Raw genomic sequence first — 24,753 nt, forward strand, 5'->3', positions numbered from 1 at the left:
CCACCTCTCGAAAACATGACGCATGTTCATGTTAAATATGACGCACACTCATGTTAGGAGAGGAGAGCGCGTGCTTCCCCGATTTCCCGAAGGCTTCCTCTGGGGCACGGCCACGGCCGCCTACCAGATCGAAGGTGCGGTGAAGGAGGACGGCAGGGGCGCCTCCATCTGGGACGCCTTCTGCGCCGAACCCGGCCGGATCAGGAACGGCGACACCGGCGACGTCGCCTGCGACCACTACCACCGCTGGCCGGAGGACGTCGCGCTGATGGCCGGCCTCGGCGTCGACGCCTACCGGTTCTCGGTCGCGTGGCCGCGGATCCAGCCCGAGGGCCGCGGACCCGCCAACGCCGCGGGCCTCGACTTCTACGACCGGCTGGTCGACGCGCTCGCCGAGCGGCAGATCACGCCCGCGCTCACCCTCTACCACTGGGACCTTCCGCAGGCGCTCCAGGACGGCGGCGGCTGGCTGAACCGCGACACCGCCCACCGCTTCGCCGAGTACGCCGGCCTCGTCGCCGACCGCCTGGGCGACCGGGTCGGCATCTGGATCACGCTGAACGAGCCGTTCGTCCACATGTCCGAGGGCTACGCCATCGGGACGCACGCCCCGGGGGAGACGCTCCTGCTGGACGCCCTGCCGGTGGCCCACCACCTGCTCCTCGGCCACGGACTCGCCGTTCCGGTGCTGCGGGAGCGGACGTCCGGCCAGATCGCGATCACCAACAACTACAGCCCGGTGTGGACGGCCACCGGCGCCCCCGCGGACCGCAGGGCCGCCGACGCCTTCGACGCCCTCCAGAACCGCCTGTTCACGGACCCGGTTCTGCTCGGCCGCCTGCCCGACCTCGCTGCCTTCGGCGTCCCGGCGGAGCCGGACTACATCCGCGACGGCGATCTCGCCGTGATCTCCGCGCCGCTCGACCGCCTCGGCGTCAACTACTACAGCCCGACCCGGATCGCCGCCCCGGGCGGCTCCGGCGACGCCGCCCCCGGAGCGTCCGTGCTCAGCGAGGTTGAGGGGCACATCCAGGCCGCCGGGCTGCCGTTCGCGGACACGCCCATCGAGGGCTACCCGGTCACCGCGTTCGGCTGGCCGGTCGTCCCGGGCGGGCTCCACGAACTGCTGACGGGACTGCGCGGCACCTACGGCGAGGCCCTGCCGCCGATCCTCATCACCGAGAACGGCTGTTCGGCCCGCGACGAGCCGGGCACCCCCGACCGCGACCGGATCGCCTACCTGGACGGCCACATCCGGGCACTGCACCGGGCCATCGAGGACGGGGTGGACGTCCGCGGCTACTTCATCTGGTCGCTGATCGACAACTTCGAGTGGGCCGAGGGCAACGACCAGCGATTCGGTCTCGTGCACGTCGACTTCGCCACGCAGAAGCGCACGCCCAAGGCGTCCTACCACTGGCTGCGGGACCAACTGGCCGCGCGCCGATAAATTAGAGAGAGTCTCTAGAGAGAGTCTCCAGTACCGGCTACGCTGCCCTGCCATGGGCGAGACGCTGAACGTGGTGGTGACGGGCGGGAACCGCGGGGTGGGGCGGGCCGTGGCGGCGGAGGCCGCCCGGCGCGGCCACCGGGTGACGATCATGGCGCGGCGGCCGGACGAAGGGCGGGCCGCCGCGCGGGAGATCGGCGCGGAACTCCTCGTCGGGGACCTGTCGACCCTCCGGACGGCGCGGGCCGCCGCCGGGGAGATCGCCGCGGCGGTCCCCGCCATCGACGCGCTCGTCCACAACGCGGCGGTCTGGCCCAGCCGCCGCGACCTCAACGAGGACGGGTTCGAGCAGGCGTTCTTCACCAACCATCTCGCGCCGTTCCTGCTGAACCAGCTGCTTGAGCGGCAACTGCGGCGGGTCGTGCAGGTCAGCGCCGGCCTGTACGTCATGGGCAAGGTCGACCCGGATCGCACGCCGGCCGGCGCTGACTTCAGCGCCACCAAGACCTACGCCAACACCAAGCTCGCCAACCTGCTGATGGTCCCGCTGTTCGCCGAGCGGTGGAAAGATGCCGGTGTGACGATCGACGCCGTGCACCCGGGCGTCCTGCGGACCGGCCTGGGCGAGCGCGGTGGCGTCCAAGGACTGCTGCTGCGGACCGTCAAGCGGACGCTCAAGTCCGCCGAGGCCGGCGCCGAGCCCGTGGCGAACCTGCTGACCGCCGAAGGGACGGGCCGGTACTTCCACGGACGCAGGGAGCAGCGGCTCAAGCCCGTCGCCCGCGACACCGCCCTCGCCCGGCGGCTCTGGGACGACGCCGTGAAGGCAGTCGATGCCGCGTAAGCACCAGGGCACGGACGTGACCGTCGCCCGGGTCCTCGACGCGGCCCTCCGGGTGCACGCGGAACACGGCCGCGAGGGCTTCACGATGACGGCCGTCATCGACGCCACCGGCCTGAGCAGCGGCAGCCTCTACCACCATTTCGGCTCCTTCGACGGCCTCGCCGCCGCGCTGTGCGCCCGCTGCCTGGCCGATCTCCTGGACGCCCTCCTCGACGCGCTCACCGGGATCACCGAGGCGCGGGCGGGCGTCGAGGCGGTGGCACGCGCCTACCTGGCGTTCACCCGGGAGCACAGCGACGCCGCGCGGTTCATCCACGCGTCGGCGCACGCCGCGTTCCTCCCTGAGCACGCGGACGTCGTCGCCGAACTGAAGGCGCCCCGGATCGCGCGTCTCGTCGAATGGATGGTCCCGCACATCAAGGCGGGAGAGGTGGCCCCGCTCTCGCCCGCGACGATGGAGATGCTCCTCATCGGCCCCGTCGCCGAGACCGCCCGCCGCTGGCTGTCGTGCGACCCCGCCATCGACCTGGACGAGGCCGCCGACGTCCTCCCGTCCCGCATCTGGCGGTCGCTCCAACCCTGACTCCCCGGCTCCCGACGAGCAGGTGACGCATGGCCCCTCTACGCCCCGGCGACCCCCGCACGATCGGCCCCTACCGGCTCGACGCCCGCCTCGGCGAGGGCGGCATGGGCCAGGTGTTCCTGGGGGAGTCGCCCGGCGGACGCCAGGTGGCGGTGAAGCTGATCCGCCCCGAACACGCCGGCGACGCCCACTTCCGGGAACGGTTCGCGCGGGGGCGGCGCCGCCGCGATCGCGTTCAACCGGGACGGGCGACGGCTCGCCACCGGGAACAAGCGCGGACGGCACGCTCGTCAGCGGCAGCCAGGACCGGGAGATCCGGGTGTGGGACGCCGCCGCCCGCCCCGCGAAGCGGCCGGGCACCCTGAGCGGCCACACCACCGAGGTCTCCACGGTCGCGTTCGCGCCCAACGGCAAAATGCTCGCCGCCGCTGCGGGCTCCGGCAGCGGAGCAACCCGCCTCTGGCGCTACCGATGACTCAGCTGGCCCTCGCCCCGGCCGGCGGTGCGGTGAGCGCGTAGATCAGCAGCACGCACAGGGCGATGGTGAGCACCGACCAGATGGGAAACGCCTGAAGGAAGGCCAGGTGCCCGATCGCCGCCAGGACGGCGAAGAACACGCCGACCGCACGGGCCCACATCTGGCCCGCCACAATGCCGGCGCCGACCGCGATCTGGACGATGCCCAGAATGAGCCAGATCCAGCCCCAGGCCGTGAAATCGAAGACCAGGATCTGGTTCTCGCCGACGAGGTAGTAGTCGTCGTCGAACAGCGCCACCAGTCCGGCGATGATGTTGAACGCGCCGACCACCAGGGCGAGCGTGCCGGCGAAGGTCAGCCACCCCGAGGTGCGGTGGCGCTGCCGCGTGGAGGCCGAGGCAGCGCCGTGGGCCATCTTGGTCGTCATGGGAACCCCTCCCTCACGGCGGACCGGGGCCGCCGACTCGGTGACCGAAAGCTCCCCCTTTGTGGGGAGGGTGCAAACCTTGACCAACCGCCTTCTAAGGGTGATTTGACGAAAACGTGCACCGTCCATGAAGTGGCGAAAAGGCCGCACAACCGGCGTGGCATCGACGCCTTGACGGCGGGTATGCAGGAATGCCAGCGGCGTATTCGTCCGCGGATCGGGGACGCATATGGGCGAGGCCATCGGGGAACTGCTGCCGCTGGCGGTCGGGGTGGCGATCAGCCCGATCCCGGTCATCGCCGTGATCCTCATGCTGCTGGCGCCCCGGGCACGCGCCTCCGGGCTGGGCTTCCTTATCGGCTGGGTCGCCGGCATCGTGATCGCGACGACCGTGCTGATCGTGATCGCCAACGCCGTAGGGATGACCGCCTCGTCCGGCGAGCCCAAGACACCGGTCTCGTGGATCAAGCTGCTGCTCGGCGTGCTCATGCTGACCTTGGCCGCGAAGCAGTGGACCACACGTCCCGTCCAGGGTGAGGCCGCCGAACTGCCCGGGTGGATGAAGGCCATCGACAAGCTGACCCCGGCGAGGGCGGCGTCGCTGGGGGCGCTGCTGTCGGCGGTGAACCCGAAGAACCTGATGATGTGCGCCGCCGCAGGAATCGCCATAGCCCAGGGCGAGATGGGCGCCGGCGGCGAGACCGTCGCGGTCGCCGTGTTCACCGTGATCGCGGCGTCCAGCGTGGCGGTGCCGGTCGCGGTCTACCTCACCAACGCCGAACGGATGCGCGGCCCACTGAACACCCTCAAGGCGTGGCTGGAGCACAACAACGCCACAGTGATGTTCGTACTGCTGCTGGTCATCGGCACCGTCCTACTCGGCAAGGGCCTCAGCGGCCTCATCAACTAACCTCACCACCCAGCGCGGCGGCCGTCGAGGATCCGGGGCGTCCGTCCCGCCGATCTCATCCCCGCCGACCACGACCGACCCCCAGCACTACCGCAGACAACGCGGCGGTGGAAATGTTCGCGGGTACATCTGGTGTTTGAGGAGACCGTCGATCCGCTCGGCCGCCGCCTGGGCGTCCCCGCACGCGAACAAGAACTCCGACCGTCCCGTCTTGACGGCGAAGTAGCCCCAGGTCCCGCGGGGTGTCGCCCGCACGGCGATCACGAGCCCGACGTCGCGCTCGATCCCGCTGGCGTACACCCTCAGCAGCGGAAGCGAAACCGGAAAATCCTTGCGTCGGTAGTAGCGGAGCAGCCGCCATCCGCAGGGTTCGAGCGCGGCGGCGAGCGACTCCAGGTCCCGGACCGTCCGTCGGCGCCCCACCCAGGTCCGCCACCGCAGCACCGCTCTCAACGGAGCGTCGCCCAGGTGACCTTGCCGCCCTCGTCCAGGGGCCGGACGCCCCACCGCTGGACGAGCTCCGCCATGAGCAGCAATCCTCGCCCCGAGGTCGCTGCGTAATTCTCCGGCGGTATGAAGGGCAGGCCCTCACCGGCGTCCTCGACCTCCACGACGACAAGGCCGTCGTGTCCGTCGCGGAACACCCGCACGACGATCGGACCTTTCCCGTGCAGGTAACTATTGGTGACCAGCTCGCAGACCACGAGCCGTCCCACGTAGTCGTCGCCGATTCCCCACTCCCGGAACCGCTCGGCGAGAAACCGCCGCGCCAGGCGTGGCGCCTGATCATCGGATTCCAGAACGAGAGTCGGTATCTCCTCCACGCGAGCCGCTGACGGCATTGCCCTGACCCTTCCGTGACGTTTCCGTTGATGCGCCTGACAGCGTGCACGCTCCGCGATAGCTTCGCTACGTTCCGGAATGGACCGCAACAAACCAGGAGGGGCCATGCACGCGCGGGATTCACTGGACCCGTCAAGATCAATCTGGCACTTCATCGCGGTTCACCTGCGGCGATACCGTGAGGCGCACGGAATGTCCGGCCAGGCTCTCGGGGACGTCCTCGACTGTGACCGTTCGACCGTTTCCCGATACGAGTCCGCGACGCTCAGGCTCAAGCGCGCCCACGCCGAGATCATCGACCGCCTCTGGGCGACGAACGACATGTTCACGAACCTGGTCGACTTCGCCGACAGGGCCGACGAGGGGGATTGGCTCCTGTCGCTCGCGGAGTTCGAGCGGCGTGCGACGCGTATCAGGATGTCCGATACGTCCGTGATCCCTGGCCTTCTCCAGACGCCGGACTATGCACGCGCCACGCTGATGGCCGGTACCGCCGACGACCCGAACTCAGCCCTAGAGCGGCGGATGTCCCGCAAGGCGGCCGTCTTCGACAAGGAGAACCCTCCGCGCCTGACCGCGTTTCTGGGGTGGGCAGTTTTGGGGCAATTGGTCGGCACGCGTGAGGTCATGCGGGATCAACTCGCCCATCTGATCGAACTGAGCGAACTTCCGCAGGTCAGTCTCCGGGTCGTGGAGAAGGAAGCTGGGGCGCATCCGGGACTCGACGGCCCTTTCATGATCCTCACGGTCGATGATCGCGACGTTGCCTACACCGAGGCTGCAAGCCGTGGCCGGTTCCTGATGGACCCGTTCGATATACAGGAGGTGGCAGTAAGGTACGACTTGATAAGCGACATAGCCGCCCCTGTCGGCCCGTCTCGGGCCCTCCTGAGAGCCGAACTGGAGAAATATTCATGACCACCTGGCGCAAGTCGAGCCGCAGCGGCACAGGTCAGGAGTCCGCGTGCGTGGAGGTCGCGAATCTCTCGGGAAACGTGGGGATGCGCGACAGCAAGGATCCGGATGGTCCGAAGCTGCTGGTCAGCCGTGACTCCTTCCGTGCTTTCGTGGCTGAGCTGAAGCGCTGATGCCTACGGGTATGAGTCGCACTCTGTGGCGGAAGTCGAGCCACAGCGGCACGGGCTCGCAGAGCGAGTGTGTGGAGGTTGCGAACATCCTCGGAAACATCGCCGTCCGCGACAGCCAGGATGCGGATGGTCCGAAGCTGCTGGTCAGCCGTGATTCCTTTCTGGCGCTGGTGGCTGAGTTGAAGCGTTGACGGCTCCCCTTCGTGGTGGAGGGGTAGTCGAGGTCAGAAGGAGAAACCGCCCCCGCTGAACCCGCCGCCGCTGAAGCCGCCCCCGTCGTGGCCTCCTGCGTCGTGGCCGCCTGGGTCGGAGGGGCTGGTGGGCCAGGCGCCGGTGCCGTCCCGGCGTCTGGACGGAGTCGGCGTGCGGGGAGGCGGAGGGAAGGGGTCGGCGCGGCCGGACCTGCTCGCGGCCCTGCGGATGCCCCTCTGGAACGCGTCCCGCCATCTCGTGGGAAAGAAGCGCTCCTCGGCGCAGAAGGCGGTCAGGAGGGTGCCGTCGGGGTCGGCGGCTTCGTAGCGCTCCCACTGCTCGGTGGCGAACAAGAACGCCGCCTTTTGAAGCTCATCCACGCCGGAGGGGACATAGCCGGCGTCGACGGCGGCAGCGCGCATCTCCTCGTCGCCATAAAGGGCGCTTCGGCATATATCGTCGCGGGCCGCGGGGTCCTCCAGCCGCCGCAGCGCTTGCCTGCACGCCTGCATTAACTCCGGCGGGGCCTCGATGGAGAACCCGTCGCGCAGCGACTTCACCACGCCGTGGGTCCTCCACCACGCGGGTGAGCAGCGCCGGGCTCGTACCTGTCCACAGCCGGTACGGCCGGGGCCTGGGAGCTTCGCCCGGTCTCGCCGCGTAATAGGCGGCGTCGCCGACGCCTTGGGAGAACGCCGAGTGGAGGGCGTCCAGGATGTCGGGCTGGTCGGTCCGGGCCAGCAGATCGCACAGCGGGCCGAAGTCTTCGCCGGGGGTGCGTGTCGTCCTCGGCCGGTTCGAGGAGGAAGGCGATGACCGGGGACGGCGTGGGGCACGGGGCGACGGAGTCGAGACGCTTGGAGAAGACGTTGCCCATGGTCGTGAAGGCGAACGCGGCCATCATCTCCCGCAGCGCGTACGGGTTCGCAGCCGCCGACCGCGCCGCCCGGAGGGCGATCGAGGACGCGCGGCCACCCTCGGGTGCCGTCCACACGATGCGGGCGAGCTCCTGGAACGGCCTGGGCTTGCGGGACATCATGGCGTCCGGGCCGAAACCGCGCGCGAGCCGCCGTCTCACCCGCTGAGCCTGCACCCAGGCCGCCCCGAAGCCCTTCACATGGCCCCACCGGTGCGCGCCACGCCCGTCAGTCACAGGAGGAGTGTGCCAAATGCCGGTTCGGGTGGCGCGCCTCATGAGAAGGCGGCGACTCCCTCGTATTCGGCTTGGCGTGCGTCGCCGGTCACCTCGTATTCGAGGAGGAGCAGGCCGTTCGGTGTGGCCTCGTGGTGGAGCAGGCGGAGGCCGGACGGGGTGCCCGCGCCGGTCAGCAGCCGCCGGCCGGTTCGGAGGACGGCGGGGGCGACCACGAGGCGGAGCGTGTCGATCAGGCCCGCCGACAGCAGTGAGTCGCCGAGGCGGGCGCTGCCGTGGATCTGGAGTTCCCGGCCCGGCCGTGCCTTCAGTTCGCCGACCGTGTGGACCGGGTCGCCCTTGAGGACGGTCGTGGGATTCCACGTCCCTTCGGTGAGGGTGTTCGTCACGACGTATTTCGGGAGTGTGTTCATCCGCTCGGCGAAAGGGTCGGCCGGGTCGGTGATCTTCGGCCAGTCGCGGGCGAACGCCTCGTAGGTCCGCCGTCCGAGCAGCAGGCCGTCGGCCAGGTCGAGCCAGTCGGACGCGCGCTGGACGAACGTCCCGTCCATGTGGGGGACGAGCCAGCCGCCGCGAGCGAAGCCGCCGCTGGTGTCCTCCTCCGGCGAGCCGGGTCCCTGGCTGACCCCGTCGAGGGTGACGAACTCGGTGAGGGTGATCTTCACTGCGACTCCTCGGCGAATGCGGCGAGCTGGGCGGCGACCGTGCCCCAGCCGTCGGCGAAGCCGAGCTTCTCGTGATGGGCGCGGGCGTCCGGGGTGCCGTGGCGGACGACGAGCCGGTAGTCCGTGCCGTCCGGGTGGTCGTTCAGCGTGATCGTGGCGGTCATCGCGACCGGGGCGGGGGTTGCGGGACGCCATGTGCTGTCGATCGCGTTCGTGAACACGATCCGTTCGAGTTCGTCGACGGCGAGGAAGCACGCGTCCATGTGCGGGACGAACTCGGCCCCGTCGTCGCTCAGCCGCGTCACGAATGCCCCGCCGGGCCGCACGTCCAGGCGGTCCACCCGGCAGCGGGACGGAGCCGGGACCCACCACCGCTCAAGGCGGGACGGGTCGGTCCAGGCGCTCCACACGGTCGCCCGGGGCGCGCGGATGATCCGCTCCAGGCCAAGGTCGAGGTCGGGATTCATCGCGTGTTCTCCTCCGGGTCGGTGACGAACTGTTCGAGGCGGTCGGTGCGCCCCTCCCAGATCCGGCGCTGCTCCGCGAGCCAGTCGTCGACGAGGGCGAGCCGCTCGCGGTTGAGCACGCAGGTGCGCACCCGGCCGGACTTGACCGTGCGGATGAGCCCGTTCGATTCGAGGGTCCGCACGTGCTTCATGAACGAAGGGAGGGTCATCGGGAACTCGCGTGCGAGGTCGCCGACGCTGGTGGGCCCGTGGCCGAGGCGCCGGACGACCGCGCGCCGCGTCGGGTCGCCGAGGGCGACGAACACCCCGTCGAGCTGCGCCGAATACTGTGCCATGAGGCTAAGTATCACATCGGACGATAGTTAGCGCAAGGGCTAAGTGTTGAGCCTGGCCGGCAACGATCTAGAAAGTGCGCTTTGCTCGACGGGGGGTCTCGCGCGGTGCTGCGGCTGAGCGGGCTAGAAGCCTGCTGAAGATCTTGTGTGAGGGGCTGTCTGGCTGTGGGTCGGACAGCCTCCGTGGTTATGCGTCGGCGGTGGAGAGGTGCCACATGCCGTTGGTTCTGGTTAGTCCGAGGTTGATCAGTCTGCGGAGGTTGAGGGCGGCGGCCCGGGTGCAGAGCCAGGCGTCGCCTGCGATGGTGCCGCGGTAGCGGAGGCGGCGGTTGCCTTGGTGGACGAGCCAGGCGACGGCGCGTTCGACCGGTGGTCTCCAGCGGCGGTAGTCGGCTTGCCATGCCGGGTCGCCGGCGGCCTGGCGGCGGGTGGCTGGTGGTGCCGCCCGCCGGGGGCCGAGAGCCTGACAGTGTGCCCGGAGGGGCAGGTCACGGTGGCGGAGGTGGTGTCGATGGCGAAGTCGTCCAGGGTGAGGCCGCCGGGGACGACGGGCTGCGGTGGGGCGGGCTTGACGAACAGCCGGTGCCCGGCCGCCCGCAGGGTGTGGAGGGCGTGGCCGGTGGAGTAGGCGGTGTCGGGCGAAGACGTCCACCGGTGCCTGCTCGGCGGCGAGCAGGTCCAGGCCGACGACGGCCTCGTGGTGGGCGGGCCCGGCGCCCGGCCGCAGGGCCACGGCGGTGAACAGGCCGGTCTCGGGCTCGACGGCCAGGTGGGCCTTGAAACCGTCCTGGCGGTGGCTGCGGGTCTTGTGCACGTGCCGCGCATGGGGATCGACGACCGAGATCACCCGGACCGGTGCGGTGCCGTCCACGATGCGCCAGCGTCCGTCGCGTCCGTCGGACCCGTCGGCCGGTTCGACGTCCTGACCTGCGACCAGGGCCAGTAGTCATGCGCGGTGCACCGGGCGGCGGCGACCTCGGCCGCAGCCGGCACCTCGCGGATCACCGCCCGGACCGCGGCGATCAGCTGGGTGACGGTGTCCTGGGTGGCTGCCCGATCGTCTCCCCGGCCCATTCCCCCATCACCACACCGCAACAGCCTGGCCCCGCCGCGTCCGCGGCGAGGCCAATACACCAAGATCTTCAGCAGCCTTCTAGGTCGTGTTTAGAAAAGTATCGGCGAGCCGGGGGCGGGGGCTGTCAGGGCCGTTTCTGTGGTGGGTGGGCCGTGATGCAGTCCGCAGTCGGCAATGAGGACGGCGCCGCTCCCGCCGTCATGCGGCGCGGTGTAAATGGCGCGATGGCGGACGGGGCGCAGGTGCGGCGGTTTCGGGGGAAGAACAAGGCTCCGGCGTGGCGGCGTCCGGCCGGTGGGCCGGTGACGGTGGTGCGGTTACGGCTGACTCCGGACCCGGCGGCCCGGCACCGGCTGGAGGGGCTGTTCGCCGCGGCGTGGAGTCTGAAGCGGGCGCTGCGGCGTGATGCCCGGTCCCGCGCGTCGGCCTACCGGGCCGGTTGTCGGCGCGGCCGCACCCCGGGGGAGGCCAAGCGGTGGCGGGTGCGGCTGGGATTGTCGCGGGAGGCGCTGGAGCGGGCGGCCTACCGGCATCTGGACGCCTCCGGGCATTTGAAGCATCACCTGTCCAAGGCGGTGGCCATGCACATCGCCGACGAGGTGTGGAACGGCCTGGAACGGCACCTGTTCGCCGACGCGTCGGGGCGCCGCCAGGGTGTGCCCAAAGTGGGTTCGTGGTGGGAGTTCACCCGGATTCCGGGACGTGCCCGTTCCCACACCAAGTCCCGTAAGTGGGAGACGTTCCGGTTGCACGGCACTCTGGCCGGTCACCTTGCCGCCCACCGTGCGCCCGGCCTGCCCGAAGGCACCACCCCGCAGGAGGCGGCGGCGTTGCCGCCGGGGACCGGCGTGCTGGCCCAGCCCCGCACGATGCCGGTGCCGCCGGCGCCCCGCAGCCGGGGGAACAAGGGGGTGTGGTGGGAGCATGACGGGCCGCTGACGCTGGTGTACGCGGGTGGCCCGGACGGGCGCCGGGGCGATCTGGTGGTGCCGGTGCGGCTGCCGCAGGGCGCGGGGCAGTGGCCGCACCTTGTGCACACCCTGGGCGATCCGGAGGCGTTCCACAAGGTCGATCTGGTGCGCCGCCAGGATCCGGCCGAGCCGGGCGGGTGGATATACGAGGCGCACCTGATGGTGCTGCGACCCGCCTACCTCGCGCCCTCGACGGCGGCGCGGCGAGCCCACGCCCCCATGGGCCGCTGCGGCGGGGTGGACGGCAACGTCTCCAACCTCGCCGTGGTGTCGGTCCCCGCCGGGCCGGTCCCCGCCGGGTTGGCCGCCGCCGGGGCATCGCCGCAGACGGCGGTGGTCTCCTCGAAGGTGACCACGCCGCCCGACGAGCAGACCCGCATCACCCGCCGCGAACGCAAACGGCGCCGCCGGCAGCGGGCGCTGGAGCGCTCCCGCCGCGCATCCAACACCGCCCAATACCAACTCGGCAAACGCCAACGCAAACGCCAACGTCGGCGGCAGGCGGCCGGGCTCCCACCCAAACAAGTCACGGTGCCCGGCGGGGCACGGCTGTCGCGGAGCGACGGCAAACCCCGCCACGCGTATCGTCGCGACACCCTGTCCAACAACTACCGGCGGCTGCGTGCCCGTGACACGGCCGCCCAGCAGCGCGCCGCCCAATCTCGCAAGACCCGGGCGCAGCGGGTCGCTGGGCAGATCGTGGCGGTGCACGGCCCGATCCTGGTGGTCGAGGACTGCGACATCCGCGGCTGGTTCCGGCTGTGGGGACGGGCCTGCGCCCGGTTCACCCCCGGCATGCTCATCACCGCCCTGGACCACGAATGCGCGAGCACGGGCGGGCGGCTGCTGCGGGCCGCCACCCGCACCACCGCCCTGTCCCAGCACTGCCCCTGCGGACGCCGCGTCCCCAAACACCTCGGCGTCCGCACCCACCACTGCCGCATCGCCGACGGCGGCTGCGGCCTCACCGGCGACCGCGACCTGGTCTCCGCCGCCCTCGCCGCCTTCACCCAGCTCAACGACCCCGACGACCCCTCCACCGCACAGGTGGACTACCACACCTCCCGCCACGTCCTGTGCGCGGGCGGGCCAGGGCTGCCTGGAGCCCTGACCGAGTCAACCGCACCCATCCCCACACCCGGCACCGGCCCGTCCGGTCCCGGGACGGGGAACGCGGCAGCCACCCCCACCAACCCCCGCCGCCGCAAGCCGCGGCGGCGCCGGCGGGCGGCCTCTGCTCGGCGAACCCGGACCAGTACGGTGCCGACCCCGGATGAACCACCCCCACCCACCACACCGCCGGGCGGGGGCCATGGTCACGCTGGACAGACACCGACCACGAACCCGGCTGTTCAACAAACCCCCACCACGGGACTTGTTAAACAGGCCTTAGCTTTGCAGGACGTCCTTGATGAACACGAGCCCGTCGATCTCGGACAGGTGGGCCGGGTCCAGGGAGGCGTAGCCGAACCAGGGCGACATGCGGTGGGCGGGGCGTGCGTCGCCGAGGGCGGCGGCCAGCCGGGGGACGTCGACGACAAAGCGGTCCTCTGGGAGCGCGTAGAGGAGCCCTTCGAGGGTGTCCGCGGGCGGGACGTCCACGCCCTGATGACGGATCGTGCCGAGGGCTGTGGCGACGAACGCGTAATCCTCGCCCAGGTACGAGTTGACGATCGCACCGGCGCTCCACCACTCCAGCGGAAGCTCGCCCATCCGCATCGAGCTCTTGTCCCGCTGGAGATGGCTGTTGTGGGCGTGGACCAACGCCGGGCCCCACTCGGTGACGGCGAGGAGGTTGGCGGCCATCATCGAATCCCGCTGGCCGCACATTCGCGTCACGCGGGCCGGGGAGGTGTCGGCCATCCAGTAGTGGTAGCCGAGCAGGCCGGTGGCGGTGCGCCCGTACAGCCGCGCCCGTTCCCAGTCGTGGCGCGAGGTCGCCGCGATCAGGTGCGGCGTCTGCGCGTCGAGCAACGCGATCAGGTCGTCGGCGAGTATCCGCAGTTGCCCGGCCTCGGTCGACCGGCCTATGGACTGGGAGGGGTCCATCACTGTGGCGGGGTTGGACCATCGGTCGTCGCTGCCGAGGAGACGGTCGAGTGTTTCCGCGGTGCAGGGGAGCAGGTCTGTCTCGACTTGGGCGGCGAGGTAGCCGTGGAGTGCGGTGAGGGCCTGCCGGGGGCTAGCGGCCCAGAACTCCAGCGGGCCGTCGATACCGGCGAAGCGCAGATGCTCGGACGCGGGCCGGACGTCGTTGTAGGCGCGCATCCAGCGCACGAGCTCGCGGTTGCCCGCCTGCGCGCCCCACTCGTGGCTGAAGCCGTGCTCCATGACGTCGTCGAGGGTGCCGGTGCCCGAGGTGACGTAGTCGTCCACGAGCAGGCCCATCATGCAGTCGCTCTCGATGGAGATCGACCGGTAGCCCTCCTGCTCGACGAGCTGCCGGAAGAGCTCGTTGCGCAGGTCGAGCAGAGCGTCCTCGCGGTGGGTGGGTTCGCCCAGGGCGAGGATTCGTGGCCGGCCGGGGAGGAGGCTCATGACGGCGGCGGCCTCGACGGGATGGGTGCTGTCCTTGATGTCGGTAGCCATGCCTTCAACGGTATCGTTGAACCTTCGGTTGAAACTTCACCGTGATATCGGCAGGGTAATGGGACGAAACCTTCAAAACGGCGGACGGCTGCGGCCCGTTGACCTGGCGCGCGGGCACGGTCTGTCCACGCAGGCGATCCGGAACTACGAGGACGCCGGCATCCTCCCGGCCGCCGCTCGCACGGCCCACGGCTACCGCACCTATACGCCGCTGCACGCGCGGGCCCTGAGCGCGTTCCTCGCCCTGGTGCCCGGCCACGGCCACCAGACGGCGACGTCGATCATGCGGGCGGTGAACGAGGACGCGGCCGAGGAGGCGTTCCGCCTCATCGACGTGAGCCACGCCCAGCTCCTCGACGACCGCCGGACCCTCCAGGCCGTGGAGAGCGCCCTCCGCGACCTGGACCCCGGCGCGGCGTCCTACCGCACCACGGCGTCCGATCGCACCACGGCGTCCGATCGCACCACGGCGTCCGGGCCCGCCGGCGCGGCATCCGAGCCCGGCGGCATGGCGTCCGGGCCCGGCGCCACGGTGTCCCGGCCCGGCGGTGCGGTGTCCGGGTCCGGTGGCACCTTCATCGGGCCGCTGGCGGACCAGCTCGGGATCCGGCCCGCCACGCTGCGCAAGTGGGAGCGTGCCGGGCTGGTGCGCCCGCGCCGCGACCCGCTGACCGGCTACCGCGTCTACGACGAGGCCGACGTGCGGGACGTCCGGCTGGCCCATCAGCTCAGGCGGGGCGGTTACCTGCTGGAGCAGATCGCCCCGCTGATCGCCCAGGTGCGGTCGGCCGGCGGGCTGGAGCCGCTGGAGGGCGCCCTGCTCGACTGGCACGGCCGGCTGTCCGCGCGCGGACGCGCGATGCTGGCCGGGGCCGCCGAGCTGGACGCCTACCTCCGCGCACGCGGTTGACACGCCCGTTCGGGCCGCGGCCGGCTCGTTCTCACCCCGATCCGGTTTCGGTGCGGTGCCACATCTGGAGGTAGACCTCGGCGCCCCGGGCCAGATCGTCGATGACCTCCTGGCCGCCGACGTTGCCGACGTCGGCGAGCCAGTCGGGGACGAGGCCGTAGTTGGCGACGCCGTCGGTGTTGAGGTCCCAGGTGCGGGTCCCGGTGCGCAGGCGGTCGAGCTTCACCGTCAGGTCGAACGGTGAGGTGTACGGGTAGCGCAGCGGGTCGGTGTTGTCGCCGCGCGGGGGAGGAAGCGCGCCCATCCCGTTGGCGTCGAGGCCGTAGCCGTAGCCGAAGGCGGTCCCGGAGGTGTGGTGGGCCTTGTTGCGCTTCCACTGCTGGACGAAGCCGTCCGCCGCGTGGCCGTAGCCGGTGATCATGCCGCCGAGGGCGTAGACGCGGGGCTTGTAGGTGTCGTCCATCCAGCTGTGGGACGAGATGACGCCCGGGTAGCGCGCCTCCTCCAGCAGGCCGAGGGTCTCGTCGGCGGCCTTCACGCTCATGTGGTCGATCTCGACGATCATGTGGCGTTCCATCAGGCCGCGCACCATGTGTTCGCCGAGGTCGCTGAGCCCGTTGACGTTGCAGTGCGGCGCCTCCGGATACAGCGGCAGGGTGATTCCGGCCTGCCCGAGCAGGCGCAGGAGTTGCGCGACCTGCTCGTTGACCGCGCCGGCCGGTTCGATGGTGTTGTCGTGGGCGGGGCCGGTGCAGGTCTCGGCCTGCCAGAAGCGTCCCGTCCCCAGGAAGTTGCCCGCGTTGACGAACGCGCCCGTGGTGCCGCCGTCGAAGCGGACGCCGCACAGCGCGTTGTCGTACTTGTGGCACACGAACATGGAGGACACGCCCAGGCGCTTCATCTCGTCCAGGCCCTGGTCGATGTCCTGGCGGGTGCACTGCGGCTCACCGGCGATCACACGGCAGCCGAACGGCTCGGAGGTCTCGACGCCGAGGACCACGGCGAGCTTGCCCGCCTCGATCACCCGGCGCGCCTCCGCGGAGTCGCGCACGATCCGGAACCAGCCTTCGCCGGGCCCGCCGCTGCGCCGGTCGATGCCCTCTTCCATCTCCCGCATCCGCTGCGCCTGGAGGCGGATGACGTCCATCTCGTCGCACGAGTTGCGCTTGAGCGGATAGATCTCGCAGAGTTGCCGGTTCGCCACCAGATGGTTGACGAGGATGCGCTGGCCGGCGCGCCAGGAGCGTTCCAGCCATTTGTAGTGGGCCTGCTGGTGGGTGCGGGAGTCGTATGCGGGCCAGTCCTTGAACGTGGGCCAGCCGGTCGGGTCGTGTGTGCCGAACGGCGTGCCGTGCCTGGTGAAGTTCTCGAACCAGGCGAACACGCCGTTGCCGGCGTGGTCGGGGCAGTCGCGCAGCGCCTCCTGGATCCCGCGTGGGTCGAACGGCTTTCCGCACATCAGTTGCCCGCCGAACGCCTCGTACGACATCAGGTGGGTGTGGGCGTCGATGTAGCCGCGCACCTCACCGTCGGGGGTCGTCGCGGTGAGCGGGGCGGCGGGCGGTGGCGCCGCGTGTGCGGCGGGTGTCAGGAAGGAGGCGATGAGGAGGAGGACGAACGGCAGCGAAGCCGAACGCCGGAGGGTGGGGGTGGGGGACATCCGGCACCTCGCGCGGGGGGAGCGGTCGGACGGGGACTGAGGTGCCTGCTATATGCCCGGTCTCACCGGAAAATGAACAAACCTCATGTTACTAATCCGAGTCCGGCCCCGTCACGCCAGATGGGCGCGGCAGGGGTGCGGACGCTTCCACTCGCTCTCCCAGGTGTCCAGCGCCGTCGCCGCCGCCTCCCGTCCCGGGCGCAGGAAGCCGAAGTACGCCACGACGACCTCGTGGGCGTCCTCGAACGAATAGTCCTCGCTCCAGTCGTCGGAGTAGAGGTCCTGCAGGTGCACGCCCCGCTCATCGACCACGACGCGCCAGGAGTTCCCCTGCCAGGAGTTCTGCGTCTCGGGCCCGTGCCAGACGTCCTCGGTCCAGGCCAGCACGTCGAGGCAGGACGTCGCGTCGCTCTGCACGTCGCTCGTCAGCATGGAGCCCAGGGCGCTGTAGTCCGGGCTGGAGGGCTCGCTCGCGACCACGCCCAACTCGTTGCGGAAGAACCTGATTTTCGTCGTTGTCATTTTCGTCTCAGATGTCAGAAGACCGGCCAAGCCGAGTTCCAGTCGCGACCGGAGCGGTTGAACGAACCCTCGACGACCAGGCCGTCCGCCATTCCCTGCCAGCGGCGCGGGTTCCCGAACCTGTCCTGTGCGGTGACCGTGTGGTTGTCGAAGGCATTCCGGATCGTACGGTCCACGCTCTGCGGCGTCCAATTGTCGGGGAAGAACGTGCTGGCGAACGGTTTGTCGACCCATTGCCCGTTGCCGTCCCGCATCTGCACCCGGGCCCGGTAGGTGCCGTGCGGGCCGGTCGCGGTCACGGGGCCGACCCTGCGGTCCGGCCAGTCCTGACCCATGAAGCGGTGATGGTATCCGCCGGGCGTGCGCTGGCCCGGGTTCGGGCCGCCCCTGGCCGTCCTGATCTCACCCCGGAACACGTGGTGGTGCCGGCTGCTTTTGTTCACCTTGCGGCGCATCCACTTGATCGCCGGTTCGAACAGGCCCGCGCCGCCGCTCCCGCCGCCGCGGGACCTGCCCCGCAGCACCAGTGCGGTGAGGAGAACGCGGACAAGGAGCATCGTCCGTCGCATGCCACCGTCCGCCTAGCCGTTGAAGATGGCCTGGAGGGCCATGTCGATGAGCAGGTCGATGGCGATGCCCGCGAGTTCCTTGAAGATCGGGATCTCCAGCAGCGAGGCGCCGAAGGTGACGGCGGCCGTCGCGATCGCCTGGGCGATCTGGATGGCCAGGATCGTCAGCTGGATGATGACGTTGATCTTGAGGGCGAGGACGATGGCGCCGCAGACCATGAGGCCCGCGCCGATGATGGTCGCCGCCGTCCCAAGATCCTCGAGGTTGCTCTTCGGGGAGTCCTCCTTGGTCCATTCGGCGCGGAACGCCTCGATGTCGTCGCCGCGGTTGGCCTGCATGATGCGCTGGGCGTTGCCGTCCGCCTCGCCGAGCGGGCCGCCGTGCGCGCCGGCGAAACCCAGCCAGGCGCCGCCCATCGACAGCAGCTTCGTCTCGTCGGCCTCCGGCCAGGTGTAGCCGAGCATCGACAGAAGCGAGATCAGTTCGCCGGGGAGTTGTAGACCCATCAGCCGAGTACGTCCCGGACCCGGTTGATCTCCACGACGTTGCTCTGCTCGCCCGCGACATGGTTGGCCGCGACGAACTTCATCGCCTGCGCCTGCTCGTCCAGGGCGGTCAGGTTGTCCTCGTAGCACTCCACGGCGACCTGGTAGACGGCCTGGTAGCACCCGCCGATGAGGAAGCCGATGTCGTCCTGCCCCCACGGTTCTCCGAAGCCCGCCAGTTCCTGCTGGAACGCCTGCCAGTCGGCCGCCAGTCGCTGCGCGGCCGTGCTCATGCCCTCGCCCGCGGTCCGGATCAGTTCCGGATCGACCTCGTATCCCGGCATACCCATGGCTGCCCCTCCGTCAGTGGCGTTCGAAACCGTTCATGAGGTTCTGCATCGATGTCACGTAGGCACGCATCTGCGTCAGGCTTTGGTTCCGCAGCTCGCCGAGCCGTTCTGTGAGATCCGCGGGCCCGGCGGCGCCCGCCCCGGCCGTGGCCTGTTCCAGTGCGTCGAGGGCCGCGTTGATCGCTGCGGCGGCGCGATCGGCGATCTCGTGGGAGCCGAGGCGCAGGGCGCGCGGTGCGACGCTGACCCGGTCGATGCGCCCACCGGCGGTGACGCGCACCGTCACCAGGCCGTCCGGGTCATGGCCCTCGACGGCTTCGGGGGGCGGTTCGGAACAGGGGCCGCCCGCCTGTTCGGCGAACCCCGACACGCGCTGGAGGAGGCCGTTGAGGTCGTCGGCCGCGGTGTCGCGTGTCATCGCGTCCTCTTTCATCGCATCCTCGCCTGGACGCGCGCGACGGCCTCGTTGATCGATTCGTCGATGAGCGCCAGCTGCCGCAGGCCCTGGTCCCGGACGTCGCGCAACGTCGCCGCGAGCGCAGCCGGGTCCGCCGGGGGCGCCTCCGCCGAGTCCGTCCGGGACCGCAGGTCGTCCAGCGCCGCGTTCGCCGCCTCGGCGATCAGCGCCCCCAGGTCCTCCGGGGTGCGGCGCAGCGCTCGGGGGTCGAGTTCGAGGCGGGTGACCCTGCCGCCGGACGCGGTCACGCGGACCTGGTCGTCGCCGGCGCGACCGGTTCCCTCGGGCGCCGTCCCGGCGGTGCCCGCACGCAACTCGGCCAGGCGGCGCTGCGCGTCCGCCAGTCGTGCCCAGCGGTCGTCTCCGGGCATTTCGCTCATCGGCCCATTCCTCGGATCGAAGATCAAGTCACAAGGGCAACCCTAGCAATGAACGCGAGACTGGAACATCCGGGCGTTTGCGTACAGACAGGACCGGGGAATTGCTCCGCTTACCGAAAGTTCCGCGATATGCACCACTTTCTCTTGAGTCACTCTGTTCGGTCCTCGCCGCCTGGAGCGTGCTCAATTCCCGTTCGTCGCCCACCATGACGGGATCGTCACGATCCGCTCGGTGGTACCGATGAGCGGGACGGTGTGGTCCGGGTGCGCCTGCGGTGGCCACTATGGAGGGTTATGAGCGAGCTGACGATCGCGGGAGTGCTGGCATGGGCCGCCGAGGGGTCTCCGGACATGGAGGCCGTCGTGGACGGGGACGTCCGGGTGACCTACGCGGAGTTGCGGAGGCGGGTGCGCGAGGCGACGGGCGCGTTCATCGGCGCCGGCGTCGAGCCGGGGGACCGCATCGCGATCTGGGCGCCGAACAGCCTGTCCTGGATCGTCACCGTGCTGGGCGCCCTGGGCGCGCGGGCGACGCTCGTGCCGCTCAACACCCGGTTCAAGGGCGACGAGGCGCGGTGGCCGCTGTCCAAGGCGCAGGTGAAGCTGCTGTTCGTCGAGGACGGGTTCCTCGGCATCGACTACCCGGCCATGCTCGGCCTGGACGAGACGGGCGCGATCCCCGGGCTGCCCGGGCTGGAGGCCGTCGTCACGTTCAACGGGACGGCGCGGCCGGGCGTCATCACCTGGGACGAATTCGCCAGCACAGCCGTCTCGGCGGAGGAGGCCGGCGCTCGGGCGGCGGCCGTCGAGCCCGGGGACGTCGCCGACATCCTGTTCACGTCCGGGACGACCGGGCGGCCCAAGGGCGTCATGTGCACGCACGAGCAGAACGTCCGCACCTATGAGGCGTGGACGGGACGGACGGGCGTCCGGGCCGGTGACCGGTACCTCATCGTCAACCCGATGTTCCACTCGTTCGGCTACAAGGCGGGCGTGCTGGCGTGCGTGCTGAAAGGCGCCACGATGGTGCTCCAGCGGACGTTCGACGTCCCGGAGACGCTGCGGCTGATCGAGCAGGAGAAGATCAACGTCCTGCCCGGCCCGCCGACGATCTACACGTCGCTGCTGGACGCCCCCGGCCGCGACGAGCGCGACCTGTCGTCCCTGCGGCTGGCCGTGACCGGCGCGGCGGACGTGCCCGTCGCGCTGGTGCAGCGGATCAAGGCCGAGCTGTTCCCGGAGGTCGTCACCGCGTACGGGCTGACGGAGGCGTCCGGCACGGTGACCGCCTGCTCGGTGGACGACGACGCCGAGACCATCTCCACCACCTGCGGCCGGCCCATCGCGGACGTCGAGGTCGCCATCGTCGACGAGAAGGGCGAGCGGGTCCCGGCGGGCACGGACGGCGAGGTCCTCGTCCGCGGCTACAACGTGATGGCCGGGTACCTGGACGACCCGGAGGCCACCGCGGCGGCCGTCCGCGACGGCTGGCTCGACACCGGCGACCGGGGACGCCTGGACGAGCGCGGCAACCTCGCCATCACCGGGCGGACGAAGGAGATGTTCGTCGTCGGCGGGTTCAACGTGTACCCGGCCGAGGTCGAGGACGTCCTCGCGCGCCATGACGCCGTCGCCGAGTCCGGCGTCGTCGGCGTCCCGGACGCCCGGATGGGCGAGGTGGGCCGCGCCTACGTGCGGCTGCGCCCGGAGCGGGAGGCCACGGCCGGGGAGCTGATCGCGCACTGCCGGGAGCTGCTCGCGAACTTCAAGGTCCCCCGGGAGGTCGTCTTCGTGGACGACCTCCCGAAGACCGCGTCCGGCAAGGTCCGCCGCGTCGAGCTCAAGGACCGCGCCTAGCTCACAGAGCGGCCATGACGCGCGCCCTGTGCTCGGACGGCGAGCCCCACGCCGAGTACAGGGCGCGTGCCTTGCGGATCCACAGCGACGGGTCGTACTCGTCGGTGTAGCCGATCGCGCCGTGCACCTGCAGGGCGGTCTTCGCCAGCCCGTAGGACGCCTGCGACGCGGCGACCTTCGCGGCGGACACGTCCCGCGCGAAGTCCGGCGTCCCGTACGACAGCGCCGCCCCGTACACGAGCGGGCGGGCGAACTCCAGCTCGACCAGCGCGCTCGCCAGATGATGCTTGATCGCCTGGTATTCGCCGATCGGTCGGCCGAACTGCTCCCGCGTCTTGGCGTACTCCACGGACACGTCCAGCAGCGCCTGCCCGACCCCGACCTGCTGCGCCGCGCACAGCAGCGCGCCGAAGCCGGTGAACCCGCCGCCTCCCTCGGCGCGGAAGAGCCGCCGGGCCGGGTCGAGGGAGGTGAGACGTTCCCCAGTGCGGGTCTCGGTGCCGTCCGCGGTGATCACCAGGTCGGCGACGTCGGCGTCCAGCGCGTGCGGGACGGCCATCGACACGATCGCCTCCCCTTCCGCGATCCGGGAGAGCAGGGGGGAGTCGCCGAGCAGTTCGGCGGCGGCGAGCGTTTCGACATAGGGGCCGGGCGCGGCGGCGCGTCCGAGCTCCTCCACGGCGACGACCAGCTCGACCGGCAGGAGACCGGCGCCGCCGTGCGCCTCGGGGACGGCCACCGCGAACACCCCGGCCTCGGCGGCCGACGACCACAGCGCGCGTCCGGGACCGGAGTCGCCCGCCGCCCACGCGCGGGTGATCTTCGGCGTGCCGGCCTCGGCGAGCAGCTCGCGGAGCGTCTCGCCGAACATCCGCTGCTCGGCGGAGAGAACGAACTTCACCGGGACCCCCTCGGCAGGCCGAGCAGCCGCTCGGCGATCACGTTGCGCTGGATCTCGTTGGTGCCCGCGTAGATCGGGCCGGCGAGCGAGAACACGTAGTTCTCCAGCCACTCCGACTCCAGCTCGCCGTCCGGGCCGAGCAGGTCGAGGGCCGTCTCGTGCAGCGCCACGTCCAGTTCCGACCAGTAGATCTTGTTGAGGCTCGACTCCGACCCGATGTCCTCGCTCCGCGAGATCGTCTCGAAGCCCTTGAGCCGGTACGCCCGCGACCTGATCCAGACGTCGGCGACCCGGTCCCGCAGCGCCGTGTCGGACGGGTCGGCGCGTTCCCGCCACAGCTCGACGAGCCGCTCGGCCGCCGCCGTGAACCGGCCGGGGCTGCGCAGCGTGAGGCCGCGCTCGTTGCCGGCCGTGGCCATCGCGACGCGCCAGCCGTCCCCGGCCGTCCCGATGACGTCCGCGTCGGGAACGAACACCCTGTCGAGGAACAGTTCCGCGAAGGCGGGCTTGCCGTCCAGCCGCCCGATCGGACGGACCGTCACGCCCTCCGCGTCCAGCGGGAACATCAGGTACGTCAGCCCCTTGTGCCGCGCCGAGTCCGGGTCGGAGCGGAACAGCCCGAAACCGCGGTCGGCGAACGCCGCCCGGGAACTCCACGTCTTCTGCCCGTTCAGCAGCCAGCCACCGTCCGTCCGGGTGGCGGTCGAGCGCAGCGCCGCCAGGTCGCTGCCCGCACCGGGCTCCGACCACGCCTGCGCCCAGATCACCTCGCCGGCGGCCATCGGCGGCAGGATCCGTGTGAGCTGCTCCGGCGTGCCGTGCTTCAGCAGCGTCGGCGCGAGGAGGTTGATGCCGTTCTGGCTGACCCGCCCCGGCGCGCCCGCCGCGTAGTACTCCTCCTCGAACACCAGCCACTGTAGGACGGAGACGCCGCGCCCGCCGTACTCCTCGGGCCACGACACGACCCCGAGCCGTGCCGCGCCGAGCGCCCGTTCCCACTCCCGGTGCGCGGCGAAGCCCTCCTCGGTCTCCAGCGACGGCAGCGGTTCCGCCGGGACGTGCTCGCGCAGCCATGCCCGCACCTCGGCGCGGAACGCCTCGTCCGCCGGCCCGAACTCGAGATCCATCTCGCGTCCCTTCTTTCTAACAACTGTTTGGTAGAGTAACGGTTCTCCCGCCCGCCGCCACCACGGCGTCCCGCCCAGTCGGACGCGCAGGCTCCCCGCCTTCGGCGGCGGCCGTTCGGTCAGGGGCGGCGGGCGCCGGCGAAGACGCCGATGCCGTTCGCGACGGCGCGTTCCGTCCCGTCCGAGGGCGTGTTGCGGACGGTCGCCGACTTCTCGCCGCGGCTCCGCGCGACGAACGTCGACGAGCCGCCGCCGTCCAGGTTGACGCCGTCGTCCACACCGGCCTTGTCCAGGAGGGACGCCAGCTCGGCGAGGGTCAGGCCGCCGCTGCGCTCCGACAGGCCGTCCACCACGACGAGGTACATGCGGCGGCCGTCGCGGTCGAACCCGGCGGCCGTGCGCGGCGCCGGGCCGTGCGGGCTCAGGCCGCTCAGGGGTTCACCGTCGCGCAGGATGGCGAAACCGCCCACGGCGAACCTGAACCGCCTCGGGCCGGTGAAGCGGTAGCCGACCCGCACCCGGTCGCCCGGACGCAGCCCGCGCAGCGCGTTCGCGCCCTTCTCCCGCCCGACCAGCACGGTCGTGCCGCGCGGGATCGCGCCCGCGCCGACCTCGTCCGTCACCTCGGTGACCACGCCCCGCCGGACGGTCACCTCGGCGGTGTCCGTGCTGCACGGGGCGTTGCGGGCGGTGTCCGTCCCGCACACCGCGCGCCGCCGCGACGTGCTGCCCCAGTCATGGGTGAACGCCCCCGCGCTCCCGACCGGCAGCGCGTACTGGTTGAGCCCGCGCAAGGCGACGGTGACGCGTTCCGATCGGACGGTCCCGGTCAGATGGAGCCGGCCCAGGCGGCCGCGCCGGTCGGCGCCGATCCCGATGACGTCCTCACTGGACGTGCCGGGCGGCAGCGCCGGGCCGAACCGCTGCCCGTCCGGCACCGCCCCCTTGAGCGGACGGCCCGCGTCCACCTCCGGGCCGGACGACGAGCCGGTCGCCGCGACGCCCGGGCGGGTCTCGCTGATGTTGAAGAAGTCGCCGTTCACCCCGGCCACGGCGCGCTGCGCGTCCGCCATCGCCGAGACCGTCCGCCGCGCCGCGACCTTCGGCGGACGCAGCAGGCCCACGCGCACCCCCGGAGCTCGCAGGTCGACGTCCAGCAGGTTGCCGAGGACCGGGCCGCCGACCCCCGACGTCCTGAACGTCCTGGACACCACGCCGGGCGCCAGCCGCTCGGACGACGTGAACCGCAGTTCCCCGGCCGTCCTGGACGGTGCCGGCGCGAGGGTCCGCGCGTCCAGCCGCTCACCCGACCCGGCGCCGTCGACGTCCGGCGGACCCGCCGCGTCCGCACGTGCCGCAACGGCGCCGGCGGACGCGATCACGGCCGCGACCGCCCCGGCCACGAACCTTCGCATCACGCGCGGGCGCCCCTCACGGCGGAGACGGGAACCCGTTGATCATGAC

At 71.1% G+C, this 24,753-nt stretch carries 33 protein-coding genes and 1 pseudogene; 13 read left to right on the top strand and 21 right to left on the bottom strand.

The annotated features are described in order from the left end of the window. Positions 1-37: 37 nt before the first annotated feature. The 3 genes from AB0C35_RS17445 to AB0C35_RS17455 are packed head-to-tail and all read left to right on the top strand — an operon-like array spanning position 38 to position 2,877. A complete protein-coding gene (locus AB0C35_RS17445) occupies positions 38-1,450 on the top strand; it encodes a GH1 family beta-glucosidase (RefSeq protein ID WP_358456483.1) in 1,413 nt (470 codons plus the stop codon). 52 nt (positions 1,451-1,502) lie between these two features. After that, entirely contained in the window at positions 1,503-2,294 is a 792-nt protein-coding gene (locus tag AB0C35_RS17450; protein ID WP_358456485.1) for an SDR family NAD(P)-dependent oxidoreductase, read from the top strand. Continuing rightward, complete coding sequence (locus AB0C35_RS17455) at positions 2,284-2,877, top strand: TetR/AcrR family transcriptional regulator (protein WP_358456488.1); 594 nt, start codon at positions 2,284-2,286, stop codon at positions 2,875-2,877. Before AB0C35_RS17450 ends, AB0C35_RS17455 begins: the two co-directional genes overlap by 11 nt. Before the next feature lie 38 nt (positions 2,878-2,915). On the opposite strand, the gene AB0C35_RS17460 is transcribed toward AB0C35_RS17455, so the two are convergent. After that, the gene (locus AB0C35_RS17460; protein WP_358456885.1) at positions 2,916-3,140 is read right to left on the bottom strand and encodes a hypothetical protein; all 225 of its coding nucleotides are present in this window, start codon (positions 3,138-3,140) and stop codon (positions 2,916-2,918) included. 8 nt (positions 3,141-3,148) lie between these two features. Here AB0C35_RS17460 and AB0C35_RS17465 point away from each other — a divergent pair. Together AB0C35_RS17465 and AB0C35_RS17470 are read left to right on the top strand one after the other, a co-directional pair. Further along, positions 3,149-3,205, top strand: a pseudogene (locus AB0C35_RS17465) (hypothetical protein); the annotation flags it as partial. Continuing rightward, the gene (locus AB0C35_RS17470) at positions 3,197-3,352 is read left to right on the top strand and encodes a hypothetical protein (RefSeq protein WP_358456876.1); all 156 of its coding nucleotides are present in this window, start codon (positions 3,197-3,199) and stop codon (positions 3,350-3,352) included. The pseudogene AB0C35_RS17465 and the gene AB0C35_RS17470, both read left to right, overlap by 9 nt. A gap of 1 nt (position 3,353) precedes the next feature. On the opposite strand, the gene AB0C35_RS17475 is transcribed toward AB0C35_RS17470, so the two are convergent. Continuing rightward, complete coding sequence (locus AB0C35_RS17475) at positions 3,354-3,782, bottom strand: hypothetical protein (RefSeq protein ID WP_358456491.1); 429 nt, start codon at positions 3,780-3,782, stop codon at positions 3,354-3,356. 229 nt (positions 3,783-4,011) lie between these two features. Between AB0C35_RS17475 and AB0C35_RS17480 the strand changes: the two genes are divergently transcribed. Beyond that, positions 4,012-4,692, top strand: coding sequence for a GAP family protein (locus tag AB0C35_RS17480; protein ID WP_358456494.1), 681 nt, complete (start codon positions 4,012-4,014; stop codon positions 4,690-4,692). Positions 4,693-4,779: 87 nt separating this feature from the next. On the opposite strand, the gene AB0C35_RS17485 is transcribed toward AB0C35_RS17480, so the two are convergent. After that, positions 4,780-5,136 (bottom strand): hypothetical protein, encoded by a 357-nt coding sequence (locus AB0C35_RS17485; protein ID WP_358456497.1) that lies wholly within the window; start codon positions 5,134-5,136, stop codon positions 4,780-4,782. A 5-nt stretch (positions 5,137-5,141) separates the two neighbouring features. Further along, on the bottom strand, positions 5,142-5,534 hold the full coding sequence (locus tag AB0C35_RS17490; protein WP_358456499.1) for an ATP-binding protein: 393 nt from the start codon (positions 5,532-5,534) through the stop codon (positions 5,142-5,144). Positions 5,535-5,640: 106 nt separating this feature from the next. On the opposite strand from AB0C35_RS17490, the gene AB0C35_RS17495 reads away from it, so the two are divergent. From AB0C35_RS17495 to AB0C35_RS17505, 3 genes are read left to right on the top strand one after another with little or no spacing between them, the layout of a single operon-like run. Beyond that, complete coding sequence (locus tag AB0C35_RS17495) at positions 5,641-6,453, top strand: helix-turn-helix transcriptional regulator (RefSeq protein WP_358456502.1); 813 nt, start codon at positions 5,641-5,643, stop codon at positions 6,451-6,453. Continuing rightward, a complete protein-coding gene (locus AB0C35_RS17500; protein WP_358456504.1) occupies positions 6,450-6,623 on the top strand; it encodes a DUF397 domain-containing protein in 174 nt (57 codons plus the stop codon). The genes AB0C35_RS17495 and AB0C35_RS17500 overlap by 4 nt, the downstream gene beginning before the upstream one ends. Positions 6,624-6,634: 11 nt before the next feature. After that, positions 6,635-6,814, top strand: a complete 180-nt coding sequence (locus tag AB0C35_RS17505; RefSeq protein ID WP_358456506.1) for a DUF397 domain-containing protein — start codon at positions 6,635-6,637, stop codon at positions 6,812-6,814. Positions 6,815-6,847: 33 nt separating this feature from the next. Here the strand turns inward: AB0C35_RS17505 and AB0C35_RS17510 are convergent, their stop codons facing one another. Continuing rightward, positions 6,848-7,378: a hypothetical protein gene (locus AB0C35_RS17510; protein ID WP_358456509.1), complete on the bottom strand. Its 531-nt coding sequence runs from the start codon at positions 7,376-7,378 to the stop codon at positions 6,848-6,850. Positions 7,379-7,627: 249 nt separating this feature from the next. Between AB0C35_RS17510 and AB0C35_RS17515 the strand changes: the two genes are divergently transcribed. After that, positions 7,628-7,900: a hypothetical protein gene (locus AB0C35_RS17515; protein WP_358456511.1), complete on the top strand. Its 273-nt coding sequence runs from the start codon at positions 7,628-7,630 to the stop codon at positions 7,898-7,900. 106 nt (positions 7,901-8,006) lie between these two features. Here AB0C35_RS17515 and AB0C35_RS17520 read toward each other — a convergent pair whose 3' ends face one another. The 4 genes from AB0C35_RS17520 to AB0C35_RS17535 all read right to left on the bottom strand — a co-directional run bounded on the left by AB0C35_RS17520 (position 8,007) and on the right by AB0C35_RS17535 (position 10,168). Next, positions 8,007-8,633 carry a dihydrofolate reductase family protein gene (locus AB0C35_RS17520; protein WP_358456514.1) on the bottom strand — a complete coding sequence of 209 codons (627 nt, stop codon included), beginning with the start codon at positions 8,631-8,633 and terminating at the stop codon, positions 8,007-8,009. After that, positions 8,630-9,100, bottom strand: coding sequence for an SRPBCC domain-containing protein (locus AB0C35_RS17525; protein ID WP_358456517.1), 471 nt, complete (start codon positions 9,098-9,100; stop codon positions 8,630-8,632). Before AB0C35_RS17525 ends, AB0C35_RS17520 begins: the two co-directional genes overlap by 4 nt. Next, positions 9,097-9,435: a metalloregulator ArsR/SmtB family transcription factor gene (locus tag AB0C35_RS17530; protein WP_358456520.1), complete on the bottom strand. Its 339-nt coding sequence runs from the start codon at positions 9,433-9,435 to the stop codon at positions 9,097-9,099. Before AB0C35_RS17530 ends, AB0C35_RS17525 begins: the two co-directional genes overlap by 4 nt. Before the next feature lie 187 nt (positions 9,436-9,622). After that, positions 9,623-10,168 (bottom strand): transposase, encoded by a 546-nt coding sequence (locus tag AB0C35_RS17535; protein ID WP_358456879.1) that lies wholly within the window; start codon positions 10,166-10,168, stop codon positions 9,623-9,625. Between AB0C35_RS17535 and AB0C35_RS17540 the strand changes: the two genes are divergently transcribed. After that, positions 10,067-10,381 (top strand): hypothetical protein, encoded by a 315-nt coding sequence (locus AB0C35_RS17540; RefSeq protein ID WP_358456887.1) that lies wholly within the window; start codon positions 10,067-10,069, stop codon positions 10,379-10,381. The two genes, AB0C35_RS17535 and AB0C35_RS17540, sit on opposite strands and share 102 nt — an antisense overlap. 1,276 nt (positions 10,382-11,657) lie before the next feature. On the opposite strand, the gene AB0C35_RS17545 is transcribed toward AB0C35_RS17540, so the two are convergent. Continuing rightward, complete coding sequence (locus AB0C35_RS17545) at positions 11,658-11,930, bottom strand: hypothetical protein (RefSeq protein ID WP_358456523.1); 273 nt, start codon at positions 11,928-11,930, stop codon at positions 11,658-11,660. Positions 11,931-12,870: 940 nt separating this feature from the next. After that, entirely contained in the window at positions 12,871-14,070 is a 1,200-nt protein-coding gene (locus AB0C35_RS17550; RefSeq protein ID WP_358456526.1) for an erythromycin esterase family protein, read from the bottom strand. Positions 14,071-14,128: 58 nt separating this feature from the next. Here AB0C35_RS17550 and AB0C35_RS17555 point away from each other — a divergent pair, with 58 nt between their 5' ends. Then, complete coding sequence (locus AB0C35_RS17555; RefSeq protein WP_358456529.1) at positions 14,129-14,980, top strand: TioE family transcriptional regulator; 852 nt, start codon at positions 14,129-14,131, stop codon at positions 14,978-14,980. Between the two features lie 31 nt (positions 14,981-15,011). On the opposite strand, the gene AB0C35_RS17560 is transcribed toward AB0C35_RS17555, so the two are convergent. From AB0C35_RS17560 to AB0C35_RS17590, 7 genes are all read right to left on the bottom strand, one after another. After that, positions 15,012-16,640, bottom strand: coding sequence for a Coagulation factor 5/8 type domain-containing protein (locus tag AB0C35_RS17560; protein ID WP_358456532.1), 1,629 nt, complete (start codon positions 16,638-16,640; stop codon positions 15,012-15,014). A 111-nt stretch (positions 16,641-16,751) separates the two neighbouring features. Then, positions 16,752-17,162 (bottom strand): hypothetical protein, encoded by a 411-nt coding sequence (locus AB0C35_RS17565; protein WP_358456535.1) that lies wholly within the window; start codon positions 17,160-17,162, stop codon positions 16,752-16,754. A gap of 14 nt (positions 17,163-17,176) precedes the next feature. Continuing rightward, a complete protein-coding gene (locus AB0C35_RS17570; protein ID WP_358456538.1) occupies positions 17,177-17,731 on the bottom strand; it encodes an EndoU domain-containing protein in 555 nt (184 codons plus the stop codon). A 12-nt stretch (positions 17,732-17,743) separates the two neighbouring features. Next, positions 17,744-18,238 (bottom strand): hypothetical protein, encoded by a 495-nt coding sequence (locus AB0C35_RS17575; protein ID WP_358456541.1) that lies wholly within the window; start codon positions 18,236-18,238, stop codon positions 17,744-17,746. Continuing rightward, on the bottom strand, positions 18,238-18,567 hold the full coding sequence (locus AB0C35_RS17580; protein WP_358456544.1) for a hypothetical protein: 330 nt from the start codon (positions 18,565-18,567) through the stop codon (positions 18,238-18,240). Before AB0C35_RS17580 ends, AB0C35_RS17575 begins: the two co-directional genes overlap by 1 nt. Positions 18,568-18,580: 13 nt before the next feature. Beyond that, entirely contained in the window at positions 18,581-18,985 is a 405-nt protein-coding gene (locus AB0C35_RS17585; protein WP_358456547.1) for a YbaB/EbfC family nucleoid-associated protein, read from the bottom strand. Between the two features lie 11 nt (positions 18,986-18,996). Next, positions 18,997-19,404: a YbaB/EbfC family nucleoid-associated protein gene (locus tag AB0C35_RS17590; RefSeq protein WP_358456549.1), complete on the bottom strand. Its 408-nt coding sequence runs from the start codon at positions 19,402-19,404 to the stop codon at positions 18,997-18,999. A gap of 294 nt (positions 19,405-19,698) precedes the next feature. Between AB0C35_RS17590 and AB0C35_RS17595 the strand changes: the two genes are divergently transcribed. After that, positions 19,699-21,261, top strand: a complete 1,563-nt coding sequence (locus AB0C35_RS17595) for a FadD3 family acyl-CoA ligase (protein WP_358456552.1) — start codon at positions 19,699-19,701, stop codon at positions 21,259-21,261. A gap of 1 nt (position 21,262) precedes the next feature. On the opposite strand, the gene AB0C35_RS17600 is transcribed toward AB0C35_RS17595, so the two are convergent. The 3 genes from AB0C35_RS17600 to AB0C35_RS17610 all read right to left on the bottom strand — a co-directional run bounded on the left by AB0C35_RS17600 (position 21,263) and on the right by AB0C35_RS17610 (position 24,704). Further along, positions 21,263-22,162: an acyl-CoA dehydrogenase family protein gene (locus tag AB0C35_RS17600; protein ID WP_358456554.1), complete on the bottom strand. Its 900-nt coding sequence runs from the start codon at positions 22,160-22,162 to the stop codon at positions 21,263-21,265. Beyond that, positions 22,159-23,289, bottom strand: coding sequence for an acyl-CoA dehydrogenase family protein (locus AB0C35_RS17605; RefSeq protein WP_358456556.1), 1,131 nt, complete (start codon positions 23,287-23,289; stop codon positions 22,159-22,161). Before AB0C35_RS17605 ends, AB0C35_RS17600 begins: the two co-directional genes overlap by 4 nt. A 119-nt stretch (positions 23,290-23,408) precedes the next feature. Next, positions 23,409-24,704 (bottom strand): phosphodiester glycosidase family protein, encoded by a 1,296-nt coding sequence (locus AB0C35_RS17610; protein ID WP_358456559.1) that lies wholly within the window; start codon positions 24,702-24,704, stop codon positions 23,409-23,411. Positions 24,705-24,753: the final 49 nt, after the last annotated feature.

The organism is Spirillospora sp. NPDC048819 (genome assembly GCF_040650055.1).
Classification (GTDB): Bacteria; Actinomycetota; Actinomycetes; order Streptosporangiales; family Streptosporangiaceae; genus Spirillospora.

Coding starts and splice junctions, on each gene's coding strand:
- AB0C35_RS17445 (WP_358456483.1), top strand. CDS start 38: ATGACGCACACTCATGTTAGGAGAGGAGAGCGCGTGCTTCCCCGATTT.
- AB0C35_RS17450 (WP_358456485.1), top strand. CDS start 1,503: ATGGGCGAGACGCTGAACGTGGTGGTGACGGGCGGGAACCGCGGGGTG.
- AB0C35_RS17455 (WP_358456488.1), top strand. CDS start 2,284: ATGCCGCGTAAGCACCAGGGCACGGACGTGACCGTCGCCCGGGTCCTC.
- AB0C35_RS17475 (WP_358456491.1), bottom strand. CDS start 3,782: ATGACGACCAAGATGGCCCACGGCGCTGCCTCGGCCTCCACGCGGCAG.
- AB0C35_RS17480 (WP_358456494.1), top strand. CDS start 4,012: ATGGGCGAGGCCATCGGGGAACTGCTGCCGCTGGCGGTCGGGGTGGCG.
- AB0C35_RS17490 (WP_358456499.1), bottom strand. CDS start 5,534: ATGCCGTCAGCGGCTCGCGTGGAGGAGATACCGACTCTCGTTCTGGAA.
- AB0C35_RS17495 (WP_358456502.1), top strand. CDS start 5,641: ATGCACGCGCGGGATTCACTGGACCCGTCAAGATCAATCTGGCACTTC.
- AB0C35_RS17500 (WP_358456504.1), top strand. CDS start 6,450: ATGACCACCTGGCGCAAGTCGAGCCGCAGCGGCACAGGTCAGGAGTCC.
- AB0C35_RS17505 (WP_358456506.1), top strand. CDS start 6,635: ATGAGTCGCACTCTGTGGCGGAAGTCGAGCCACAGCGGCACGGGCTCG.
- AB0C35_RS17515 (WP_358456511.1), top strand. CDS start 7,628: ATGACCGGGGACGGCGTGGGGCACGGGGCGACGGAGTCGAGACGCTTG.
- AB0C35_RS17525 (WP_358456517.1), bottom strand. CDS start 9,100: ATGAATCCCGACCTCGACCTTGGCCTGGAGCGGATCATCCGCGCGCCC.
- AB0C35_RS17530 (WP_358456520.1), bottom strand. CDS start 9,435: ATGGCACAGTATTCGGCGCAGCTCGACGGGGTGTTCGTCGCCCTCGGC.
- AB0C35_RS17550 (WP_358456526.1), bottom strand. CDS start 14,070: ATGGCTACCGACATCAAGGACAGCACCCATCCCGTCGAGGCCGCCGCC.
- AB0C35_RS17555 (WP_358456529.1), top strand. CDS start 14,129: ATGGGACGAAACCTTCAAAACGGCGGACGGCTGCGGCCCGTTGACCTG.
- AB0C35_RS17560 (WP_358456532.1), bottom strand. CDS start 16,640: ATGTCCCCCACCCCCACCCTCCGGCGTTCGGCTTCGCTGCCGTTCGTC.
- AB0C35_RS17565 (WP_358456535.1), bottom strand. CDS start 17,162: ATGACAACGACGAAAATCAGGTTCTTCCGCAACGAGTTGGGCGTGGTC.
- AB0C35_RS17570 (WP_358456538.1), bottom strand. CDS start 17,731: ATGCGACGGACGATGCTCCTTGTCCGCGTTCTCCTCACCGCACTGGTG.
- AB0C35_RS17575 (WP_358456541.1), bottom strand. CDS start 18,238: ATGGGTCTACAACTCCCCGGCGAACTGATCTCGCTTCTGTCGATGCTC.
- AB0C35_RS17580 (WP_358456544.1), bottom strand. CDS start 18,567: ATGGGTATGCCGGGATACGAGGTCGATCCGGAACTGATCCGGACCGCG.
- AB0C35_RS17585 (WP_358456547.1), bottom strand. CDS start 18,985: ATGACACGCGACACCGCGGCCGACGACCTCAACGGCCTCCTCCAGCGC.
- AB0C35_RS17590 (WP_358456549.1), bottom strand. CDS start 19,404: ATGAGCGAAATGCCCGGAGACGACCGCTGGGCACGACTGGCGGACGCG.
- AB0C35_RS17595 (WP_358456552.1), top strand. CDS start 19,699: ATGAGCGAGCTGACGATCGCGGGAGTGCTGGCATGGGCCGCCGAGGGG.
- AB0C35_RS17605 (WP_358456556.1), bottom strand. CDS start 23,289: ATGGATCTCGAGTTCGGGCCGGCGGACGAGGCGTTCCGCGCCGAGGTG.
- AB0C35_RS17610 (WP_358456559.1), bottom strand. CDS start 24,704: ATGCGAAGGTTCGTGGCCGGGGCGGTCGCGGCCGTGATCGCGTCCGCC.